The 9,408-nt window shown below is 63.7% G+C and carries 11 protein-coding genes; all 11 read left to right on the forward strand.

Annotated elements, in window-relative coordinates; all coding sequences use genetic code 11:
* Positions 1–25: 25 nt before the first annotated feature.
* The 11 genes from HU750_RS13660 (at position 26) to HU750_RS13710 (ending at position 9,408) form a co-directional block, all read left to right on the forward strand.
* Positions 26–619, forward strand: coding sequence for a phage tail terminator protein (locus HU750_RS13660; RefSeq protein WP_186680411.1), 594 nt, complete (start codon positions 26–28; stop codon positions 617–619).
* Positions 620–623: 4 nt separating this feature from the next.
* Positions 624–815 (forward strand): DUF2635 domain-containing protein, encoded by a 192-nt coding sequence (locus HU750_RS13665; RefSeq protein WP_186680414.1) that lies wholly within the window; start codon positions 624–626, stop codon positions 813–815.
* A complete protein-coding gene (locus HU750_RS13670; RefSeq protein WP_186680417.1) occupies positions 815–2,299 on the forward strand; it encodes a phage tail sheath subtilisin-like domain-containing protein in 1,485 nt (494 codons plus the stop codon). Before HU750_RS13665 ends, HU750_RS13670 begins: the two co-directional genes overlap by 1 nt.
* A gap of 56 nt (positions 2,300–2,355) precedes the next feature.
* A complete protein-coding gene (locus tag HU750_RS13675; protein ID WP_186680421.1) occupies positions 2,356–2,703 on the forward strand; it encodes a phage tail tube protein in 348 nt (115 codons plus the stop codon).
* Complete coding sequence (locus HU750_RS13680) at positions 2,700–2,996, forward strand: phage tail assembly protein (RefSeq protein ID WP_186680423.1); 297 nt, start codon at positions 2,700–2,702, stop codon at positions 2,994–2,996. The genes HU750_RS13675 and HU750_RS13680 overlap by 4 nt, the downstream gene beginning before the upstream one ends.
* A 129-nt stretch (positions 2,997–3,125) precedes the next feature.
* Positions 3,126–5,048, forward strand: coding sequence for a phage tail tape measure protein (locus HU750_RS13685; RefSeq protein WP_186680425.1), 1,923 nt, complete (start codon positions 3,126–3,128; stop codon positions 5,046–5,048).
* Positions 5,045–6,304 (forward strand): DNA circularization protein, encoded by a 1,260-nt coding sequence (locus tag HU750_RS13690; protein WP_186680427.1) that lies wholly within the window; start codon positions 5,045–5,047, stop codon positions 6,302–6,304. The genes HU750_RS13685 and HU750_RS13690 overlap by 4 nt, the downstream gene beginning before the upstream one ends.
* A 3-nt stretch (positions 6,305–6,307) precedes the next feature.
* A complete protein-coding gene (locus HU750_RS13695) occupies positions 6,308–7,417 on the forward strand; it encodes a phage baseplate assembly protein (protein ID WP_186680429.1) in 1,110 nt (369 codons plus the stop codon).
* Positions 7,414–7,926, forward strand: coding sequence for a phage baseplate assembly protein V (locus HU750_RS13700; RefSeq protein ID WP_186680431.1), 513 nt, complete (start codon positions 7,414–7,416; stop codon positions 7,924–7,926). Before HU750_RS13695 ends, HU750_RS13700 begins: the two co-directional genes overlap by 4 nt.
* A complete protein-coding gene (locus HU750_RS13705; protein WP_186680434.1) occupies positions 7,923–8,309 on the forward strand; it encodes a phage GP46 family protein in 387 nt (128 codons plus the stop codon). The genes HU750_RS13700 and HU750_RS13705 overlap by 4 nt, the downstream gene beginning before the upstream one ends.
* On the forward strand, positions 8,299–9,408 hold the full coding sequence (locus HU750_RS13710) for a baseplate J/gp47 family protein (protein WP_186680436.1): 1,110 nt from the start codon (positions 8,299–8,301) through the stop codon (positions 9,406–9,408). The genes HU750_RS13705 and HU750_RS13710 overlap by 11 nt, the downstream gene beginning before the upstream one ends.

Raw genomic sequence — 9,408 nt, forward strand, 5'->3', positions numbered from 1 at the left:
AGGCCCTCTGGGCCGGTAAGCCAGTATGAAAATCTCCCCCGTGATCGCGCACTTGCGCGAGTACTGCCCGAGCCTGGCTGACAGGATTTCGGGCGGCATTGACCTCGACGCCGTTAGCTCGTCCACGCTGCTGAAGAACCCATCGGCCTATGTGATAGCCGCTGATGACAAAGCCGGCGAGAACAAGGCGCAGAACGCGGTCACTCAGGATATCGAGGATCGCTTTGAGGTGGTGTTCGCCATGGACACCAAGGACGAGCGCGGCCAGCAGGCCGCCGACTTGCTGCACGACTTTCGCAAAGAGCTGTGGCGGGCCTTGGTCGGCTGGCGACCTGGTGACGAGTACGACCCCATCGTCTACGACGGCGGCGGATTGGTGCTGATCAACCGTGCACGGGTGGTCTACCGCTTCAGCTTCTCGGCTGGTTTCCAGCTGGGCCGCAACCGCGGCAGTGAGCCCGCTGAAACCTGGCATGAGTTCGAGCTTGATGGCCTCCCGCCGCTGAAGGGCATCGACTTCAGCCTGGACAGCCTGGACCCGAAAGACCCCAACCACACCTCGCCTGGGCCAGATGGTCGGGTCGACGTGCGCTTTTCCACCGAACTACCACAAGGGTAACCCCATGACTCTAATCACCGTGTATCCGGTAGACGGGCGCGTCACGCCCGACCCGGCCATGGGCGATACGGTGCCGGCCGAAGGGCGCACCGTGGAACTCGATATCTACTGGCAGCGCCGCCTGAACGATGGCGACGTGACCAACGAAGAACCCGCCAAGGCGAAGGCCAAGGCCACCACCGGGAGCGCTGAATAATGGCCGTCAGTTTCAACAGCATTCCCAGTGACCTTAAGGTGCCGCTGTTCTATGCCGAGGTCGACAACAGCCAGGCCAACACGGCCACCAGTGCCATGCCGCGCTTGATTGTTGGGCAGGTCAACGATGACGCCGTGGCCGCTGAAATTGGCAAGCTGACGCTGGTCCCCAGCCTGAGCCTGGCCAAGAGCATCGGGGGCGTCGGCTCGATGCTGGCCGATATGTACGACACCTGGCGTGCCATCGACCCGGCCGGGGAGGTGTGGTGTTTGCCGGTGAAGGCCACCGGCACCAAGGCCACCGGCAAGGTGACCGTCACCGGCACCGCGACTGCCGGCGGGCAGATCAACCTGTACGTGGCCGGTAAGCTTGTGCGGGCCACCATCGCCAACGGCGCCACGGCAGCGGCGGCCGCCACGGCCATCGCTGCAGCGATCAACGCGGCTGGCCAGTCGGTGTCGGCGGTGGCGGCGACTGGCGAGGTCACGTTGACCTGCCGCTGGGCGGGCCTGAGCGGCAACGACATTCAGCTGCAGCTGAATCGACAGGGGCGCGCCAATGGCGAAATCACCCCGGCGGGGCTGACCGTTACCATCACGGCGATGGCCGGCGGCGTGGGTACGCCTGACCTGGCGGCCGCCATCGCGCTGCTGGGTGATGAGCCGTTCGAATTCCTGTGCGGTCCGTGGGCCGATGCCACCTCACTGGATGCCTGGAAGTCGCTGATGAACGACAGCAGCGGCCGTTGGAGCTGGTCGCGGCAGCTGTATGGCCACGTTTACACAGGCTTGCGCGGCACGCTGGGCGAGCTGGTGGCCTTGGGCGACACCCGCAACGACGCGCACGTCACCGTGTACGGCTTTGAAAAGTCATGCCCGGACCCGGTATGGCGGCAGGTGGCCGCGTACGCGGCGCGGCAAGCCGTTTATATCTCGGCCGACCCGGCGCGGCCGACGCAAACCGGTGAGCTGAACGGCATCACCCCGGCGCCGGCGGGCGAGCGCTTCATGCTGACCGAACGCCAATCGCTGTTGAGCCACGGCATTGCCACGGCCTTCGCGCAAAGTGGTGCCCAGCGCATCGAGCGCGCCGTGACCACCTACCAGAAAAACGAGTACGGGCAGACCGACAACTCGTATCTGGACAGCGAAACGCTGCACCAGTCGGCCTACATCATCCGTTTCCTCAAGGGCCGGATTACCAGCAAGTATGGCAGGCACAAGCTGGCCAACGACGGTACGCGCTTCGGCGCCGGCCAGGCCATTGTCACCCCGGCGGTGATCCGCGCGGAACTGATCGCCGGCTACTTCATCCTTGAGCAGATGGGCATCGCGGAGAACTCCGACGCCTTCGCCAAGTACTTGGTGGTGGAGCGCTCCACCACCGATCCGACCCGCGTGAACGTGCTGTACCCGCCGGACCTGGTGAACCAGCTGCGGGTGTTCGCCCTGCAGTACCAGTTCCGCCTGCAGTATCAGGTGTAAGTCAAACCGATCCACCAAAGCCCGCCACTGTGCGGGCTTTTTTGTAGGAGACGCCCATGGGCAAGAAAGTCGCGGGGACCGTTTACATCAAGGTAGACGGCACCCAGTTCACCGTGACGGGTGGGGTCGAGGCCCCGCTGAGTGACAAAAAGCGCGAAACCGTCGCGCCGGGCTTCTTCAAGGAAGAAGACCTGCCGGGCTACGTGGTGGCCACTGTGGTCGCTGACCCTGACCTGCCAATCGCGCAGCTGATGGCGGCCACCGACGCCACCGTCACCGCCGAGCTTGGCAATGGCTGGGTCTACGTACTGTCCGGCGCGTACATCGTGGAAGAGCCGGCCGCCAAGGGCGATGACGGCACCATTGATTTCCGTTGGGAAGGTACCAAGGGGGTGTGGCAATGAAAGAAGTGATCAAGCTGTCCGCGCCTATTACGGCGCACGGTGTGGAAGTGACCCAGTTGGAGCTGCGCCGGCCCACCGTTGTAGAGGTGCGTCAGCTCAAAGCTTTGCCCTACAAGATTGACAGCGACGACTCGGTCTCCTTGGACATGGACGTGGCGGCCAAGTACATCGCTGTGTGCGGCCATATCCCGCCGTCGTCGGTCAACCAGCTGGATATTTCCGACCTGAACACCGCCGCCTGGGTGGTGGCTCGTTTTTTCTTGACGCCGGCGTCAGCGACGTTGACTGCCTGATTGCGGTTGCCTACGACCTCGCATGGGTCTGGAAATCAGACCCTGAGCAGGTGATGGGCCGGACGTTGGACGTGGTTCTGGAGGCCGTCATGCACAGCCAGCGCATAGCAGAAACGCTGAGGGGGGAGGATGGCTGACAAGTTCCAGCTCAAGGCGCTTATTACAGGCGTCGACAAGCTGTCACCGACCCTGGCGGGCGTGCGCAAAAACATTTCCGCGTTCCGCAAGAACCTGGAAAGCACCGGCCTCGGCAAGATCGGTTGGAGCGATATTGTTACCGGTGGGGCCATGGCGGCCCCGTTCATTGCCGGTGCGCGCGCGGCCATCGACTTTGAGTCGCAGATGGCCGATGTGCGCAAGGTGGTCGACTTCGATACGCCTGACCAGTTCAAGAAGATGGGCGACGACATCGGCCGGATGTCCGAGCGCTTACCCATGGCCGCGACAGATATTGCCAAGATCGTCGCGGCCGGCGGTCAATCGGGAATTGCTCGTGATGAGCTGCTGGGCTTTGCTGAAGCGGCGGTCAAGATGGGCATTGCCTTTGATCAGACCGCCGATGAAAGTGGCGACATGATGGCCAAGTGGCGGACCAGTTTCAAACTGACACAAGGGGATGTTGAAACCCTGGCCGACAAGATCAACTACTTGGGTAACACCGGCCCGGCCAACACCAAACAGATTTCCGACATCGTCACCCGCATCGGTCCACTGGGCGAGATTGCCGGTCTGGCGTCGGGGCAGATTGCCGCGCTGGGCGCGACTATGGCTGGGGTGGGCGTTGAGCAGGACGTGGCCGCTACCGGTATCAAGAACTTCATGCTGGCCATGACCAAGGGATCGGCGGCCACCAAGGCCCAGGCCAACGCTTTCAAGGCGCTGCGGCTGGACTCGAAGATGGTATCCAAAGCCATGCAGGACGATGCCCAAGGCGCGGTGCTGGATATCCTCGATCGGATCAAAACCATCGACAAGGACAAGCAGGCAGGAATTCTATCCGAATTGTTCGGTACCGAGTCCATCACCGCGATTGCGCCGCTGCTGACCAACTTGGATCTGCTCAAGGGCAACTTGGCCAAGGTCGGGGACGCCTCTAAATACGCGGGCTCCATGGAGGGCGAATATTCCTCGCGGGCGGCTACCACGGCCAACAACATGCAACTGTTGCGTGGCAGTGTGATGAGTGTCGCCCGGGAGGTCGGCAATGCTTTGCTGCCGGGTATCAATGCGGTGGTTGACCAGCTACGCCCCTGGATATCGCAGGTAGCGGATTTGGTGCGCAATAACCCGCAACTGGTGCGCGGCATCGTCATTGCCGGGGCAGCGTTCACCGCACTGAGGGCAGCGGTGTTTGCTGCAATGGTGGCCACTCGCTTGTTAGGCGTGGCCTTTGCGGCAACGCCAATCGGCCTCATCGCCGTGGGCATCGCGGCAGCGGCCGGTCTGATCGTCGCCAACTGGGAGAAGGTCGGGCCGTTCTTCACTGCGCTGTGGGATTTGATCCGGGCGGCGGCGGTGCCAGTGATGGACATGATGAAGACCTTTTTTGAATGGACGCCATTAGGTCAGATCATCAAGTACTGGGGGCCAATCAGTGCCTGGTTCAAGAAGCTGTGGGAGGGCATCAAGCCTTACATTGAGCCGCTGCTGAAGTTCATGGGCATGGAGGATGGCGGGCCAGGCATCACCGCCAAGGTGACGCAAATGGCCGAAGCGCAGAGGCGCCGTAATGCGGGTGAAGGTGGTGGCACGGGTGATTTCCTGGTGGCTAATGCCGGCGTGAAGGTCAAGGCCGCCCAGGAGCAACGCGCCCAGCAATTCGGCATCACCCCCGGTGCGCTGCTGAAAGCGCCGGGTCAACTGCCCGATCCGGGCTCGCTGCTGCGGCAGTCTTCGGCGGCAGCCGGCAAGACCCAGTTGAACGGTGAGTTGCGTGTGCTGTTTGAGGGCGCACCGCCGGGCACGCGGCTGGAGGGGGCAAAGAGCAGTCAACCTGGCGTGACCGTAACGCCGCAGAACGTCGGCCGCCGAACCATGGGAGGTTCGCAATGAGTGAATGGCGTGATTTGCGCCGCGAGGCCTCGTTTCGCGGCGTGCCTTTTCTGGTCGACAGCGACAGTGTGCCGGTCGGCCGGCGCACCCAGTTGCATGAGTACCCGAAGCGCGATCAGCCTATGGTCGAGGACATGGGCCGGCAAACGCGGGAATACAGGTTTGAAGGCTTCGTGGCTGGCAGCGACTTCATCGCCCAGCGTGACCGCCTGCTGGACGCGCTGGACAAGCCCGGGCCGGGTGAGCTGATACACCCATGGTTTGGGCGGCTGACCGTCACGGCCGGCAAGTGTGAAATCTCCCATGCGCGCAATGAGCTGGGCATGGTGCGGTTCAACTTGTCGTTCATCGACGGCATGTTGACCTTCCCGGTGCAGACGGTGAATACCCGCCGTCAGCTGATTGCCCATGTGCCGAGCTTGCTGGAGAGGATCAAGGCGCGCTTTGACGCGGTAATGGCCAAGGTCAATTGGGCGCGGCAGCAGGTCAACAAGGTGCGCCGGGCCATTTCCAGCGCCTATGCCTTCGCGATCAACTTCCTCAAGCCGCTGACGTCCCTGGTGGCCGATGTGGGGGCGTTCGTGCAGTCGGTCATCAATGCCCCCGACGCCTTGGCAGCCAGCCTGCTGAGCGATCTGGCGAGCGTTGAACGCTGGTTCAGTGGGTACGGGTCCAGTGGTTCGCTGCATGCGTCCAAGAGCAAGGCGCAGGCCATCGTGGCGCTGTCTGCCGAGCGGCCCGCGACCGATGATCCTGACATAGCCCTGATCCAGTCCGCAGTCATTGGCCTGGTGCAGGACGCGGCCGTGGTCGACCTGCTGTTGGACATGGCCGAAGTGCCGGTGGCCAGCGTCCAGACCGTCGCGCAGCCGGCGGCGTTGAGCGTTCAGCTTGAGCAGCAAGGGGCGACAGTCGACGCCGCCGGCGCGATGGTCGCAGGGGTTCCGATAGCAGATGATATTATCGCGGCCAGGGACGCCATCAGTGAGGCGATGTGGGTTGTAGCGGGGGAAAGTACCCCGGAGCACTTCGGCGCGTTCAGTGACGCTCGTTTGGCCTTGGATCGGCATTTGACCCAAGTGGCCCGCAGCGGGGTGTGGCTGCGCCCGTATCAGCCGCGGCTAACGGTGTCGTCGCTGGTCCTGGCCCACCGCCTGTACGGCGATGCCCTGCGCAGCGCCGAAATCGTCTCGCGCAATGCGATTCGCCACCCGGGCTTTGTGCCTGCCGTAGAACTGCAAGTCGCCAAGAGTTAAGCCATGGAGCCAGATAACACCGTCACCCTGAGCGTTGGTGGGCACGACTACGCCGGTTGGAAAGACGTCAGCATCAGTGCCGGGCTGGAGCGCCAAGCGCGTGACTTCACGGTGTCGGTCACCTGGAAGTGGCCCGGCGGTAACGATGAGCCGGTGCGCATCCGCCAGGGTGAAGAGGTCGAGGTACGCATTGGCCAGGACCTGCTGCTGACCGGCTATGTGTTCAGCACGCCGATTAGCTATGACGCCGCCACCATCACCCTGAGCATTGCCGGGCGCTCGAAAACCGCCGACCTGGTGGACTGCGCGGCGATCAACTCGCCGGGCCAGTGGCGCGGTCAGAGCGTGCAGGAAATCGTCGAGGCCTTGGCCGGTGAATACGGCATCAAGGTAATCAACGAGGCCACGGTCACGCTGGGCCTGGATGATCACACCATCGAGCCCGGCGAAACCGCGTTCGAGAGTATCGACCGCTTGCTGACGCTCTCCCGACTGTTCAGCACCGACGACGGCCGGGGCCGGCTGGTAATTGCCTCCCCGGGCACCGCCGGCCGTGCGGTCGACGCGTTGGAGCTGGGCAAGAACATTCTCACTGGTGACACCGCCCTGGACTTCTCCAACGTGTTTTCCGAGTACATCAGTCGCGGCCAGCGCAGCGGTACCGACGACTCGTTCGGGGTGACGGCCTCTGAGGTCGAGGCGCGGTTAGACGATGACCGGGTGACCCGCCGGCGGGTGAAGGTGATCAGCCAGTCGGGGCAGCTGACCGACAAGATGGCTCGCGACCGCGTGCAGTGGGAGCGGGCCAACGCCCTGAGCAAGGCCATGACGCTCAACTACACCGTGCAGGGTTGGCGGCAGAGCACCGGCGAGCTGTGGCGGCACAACATGATTGTGCGGGTGATCGACCCGCTGATTGGTCTGGAGCGCGACATGCTCATCAGCGAAATCAGTTACGAGCTTGGCGAGTCGGGCACCCTCACGAAAATGACCGTGGCCCCGCCTGATGGCTTCCTGCCTGAGCCGAACGACGCCTACGAGAGCCGCAAGCTCAAGAAGGGCAAGAAAACCGACAACTTTGAATACCTCATTCCAGCGGACTACAAGCCATGAGAAACCCCTTAGCGAGCGTGCTGGCTCGCGGCGTGGTCGTGCTGGCCAACTCGGCGCGCAAGCTGCAGGCCCTGCAGCTGCGCATCACGGCCGGCGAGGTGAAAGACGACGTCGAGCATTTGGAACCCTACGGCCTCACTTCCTGCCCCTTGCCTGGAGCCGAAGCCCTGGTGGGCTTCATCGGTGATCGCAGTCACGGCGTGGTGATCATGGTGTCAGACCGGCGCTTTCGCCTGCAGGGCCTGCAACCCGGCGAAGTGGCGTTGTACACCGACCAAGGTGACAGCCTGGTGTTCAGGCGCGGCCGCGTGATCGAGGTCGACACCATGACGCTCAAGGTCAAGGCCGGCGAGTCGGTCGATTTTGACACGCCGGTCATCCGTACTACCGGCCGCATCGAGTCGGCCGGGGATCAGGTGGCCGCCGGTATCAGCCAGATCGAGCACGTCCATGACAATGTGCTCAACGGCCAAGGCAGCACCAATAAGCCGGTAGGGGGTGCGCCATGACGCGCGAAGACCTGCTGCGGCGTTCGGTGACCATCAGCCTATTCACCTGGCGTCGGGCCGCTGCAGACGACCCCGTGGATGACGCTGACCTGCAGGGCTGGTGGGGCGACTGCGCACCGACGGTGGTGGGCGATCAGATCGGCTCCCGGCTGTGGCTGTTGCGCCGCCGCACCATTACCCCGGACACCCTCAAGGACGCCCGCGACTACGCCGAAGAAGCGCTGCGCTGGATGACCGACGATGGAATCGTGACGGCCGTTACGGTCACGGTCGAGCGGCAAGGCATCGAGCGGGTCGACCTGCAGGTGGTGCTGACCGAGGCCAACGGCGAAACCTTGGAGCTGGCTTTTGAGGACACTTGGAGCTTGATCAATGCCGTATGAAATTCCCACGTTACCCGCGCTGATCGCCCGCACCGAAGCCGATTTTGAGCGTAACGCCCCGGATGCCCTGCGCCGGTCTGATGCCAAGGTGGCGGCCCGTGCGCTGAGTGGTACGGCGTTTGAGCTGTATGGGTACCTGCGCTGGATTGCCCTGCAGTCGAGCCCGGCCACCTGTGGCGATGAGATGCTGCGGCGCTGGGCGCAGTGGCGTCTGGAAGGCGGCCCCAACGATGCGACGGCCGCCAAAGGCAGCGCGGTGGTCACTGGCTCCAACGGCGCGCTGGTGGACGTCGGGGTGGTGTACCAGTCCAGCGATGGGCGCCGGTATGCGGTGACTGAAACCGCGGTGATCGTCGGCGGGGCCGCCACCCTCAAGTTGGCAGCAGAGGCTGTTGGGGCCTCGGGCAACATCGAGGCCGGCAGCCTCACGGCCACCCGGCCGGTGCTGGGGGTCAACTCGACGGCCGTTATCAGTAACGGCGGCATTGTCGGCGGTACCGATCAGGAAGAAACCGAGCCGCTGCGCGCGCGGGTCCAGGCGGCCTTCAAGAACCCCAGCAAGGTCGGCAACGGTGACGACTTTGTGGAATGGGCCTTGGAGATTCCAGGTGTTACCCGGGCCTGGGCGCTGCCCCGCTGGATGGGGCCGGGCACCTTTGGCCTGGCCTTCGTGCGTGACGGCGATCCCGACTTCATCCCCACGCAAGCCCAGGTGGACGAAATGCAGGCGCATCTAGAGAAGAAGCGCCCTGTCACGGCCGAGGTGTACGCACTGGCGCCGGCCCGTCGCCCGATCAACTTCAACATGCGTCTGGTGCCGGACAGCACCGCCCTGCGCGAATCGGTCAGCGCTGCGCTGGCTGACCTGATTCTGGAAGAGGGCGGCCCCGGGCAGGTGCTGCGGATTTCCCACATCCGCGCGGCCATCAGCAACACCCCCGCCGAAGAAGACTACGTGATGAGCCAGCCGGCCAGCGATGTGATGTTGGCGGCCAATGAAGTCGGGGTGCTGGGGACGATGAGTTGGCTTAACACCCTTCTGCTGGAAGACGGCAAACAACTTGCGACCGAAGACGGCTTCGCTCTGCTCACGGAGTAA

This window comes from Pseudomonas sp. SWRI50, assembly GCF_014269095.1.
Taxonomy (GTDB): Bacteria; Pseudomonadota; Gammaproteobacteria; order Pseudomonadales; family Pseudomonadaceae; genus Aquipseudomonas; species Aquipseudomonas kermanshahensis.

Coding starts and splice junctions, on each gene's coding strand:
- HU750_RS13660 (WP_186680411.1), top strand. CDS start 26: ATGAAAATCTCCCCCGTGATCGCGCACTTGCGCGAGTACTGCCCGAGC.
- HU750_RS13665 (WP_186680414.1), top strand. CDS start 624: ATGACTCTAATCACCGTGTATCCGGTAGACGGGCGCGTCACGCCCGAC.
- HU750_RS13670 (WP_186680417.1), top strand. CDS start 815: ATGGCCGTCAGTTTCAACAGCATTCCCAGTGACCTTAAGGTGCCGCTG.
- HU750_RS13675 (WP_186680421.1), top strand. CDS start 2,356: ATGGGCAAGAAAGTCGCGGGGACCGTTTACATCAAGGTAGACGGCACC.
- HU750_RS13680 (WP_186680423.1), top strand. CDS start 2,700: ATGAAAGAAGTGATCAAGCTGTCCGCGCCTATTACGGCGCACGGTGTG.
- HU750_RS13685 (WP_186680425.1), top strand. CDS start 3,126: ATGGCTGACAAGTTCCAGCTCAAGGCGCTTATTACAGGCGTCGACAAG.
- HU750_RS13690 (WP_186680427.1), top strand. CDS start 5,045: ATGAGTGAATGGCGTGATTTGCGCCGCGAGGCCTCGTTTCGCGGCGTG.
- HU750_RS13695 (WP_186680429.1), top strand. CDS start 6,308: ATGGAGCCAGATAACACCGTCACCCTGAGCGTTGGTGGGCACGACTAC.
- HU750_RS13700 (WP_186680431.1), top strand. CDS start 7,414: ATGAGAAACCCCTTAGCGAGCGTGCTGGCTCGCGGCGTGGTCGTGCTG.
- HU750_RS13705 (WP_186680434.1), top strand. CDS start 7,923: ATGACGCGCGAAGACCTGCTGCGGCGTTCGGTGACCATCAGCCTATTC.
- HU750_RS13710 (WP_186680436.1), top strand. CDS start 8,299: ATGCCGTATGAAATTCCCACGTTACCCGCGCTGATCGCCCGCACCGAA.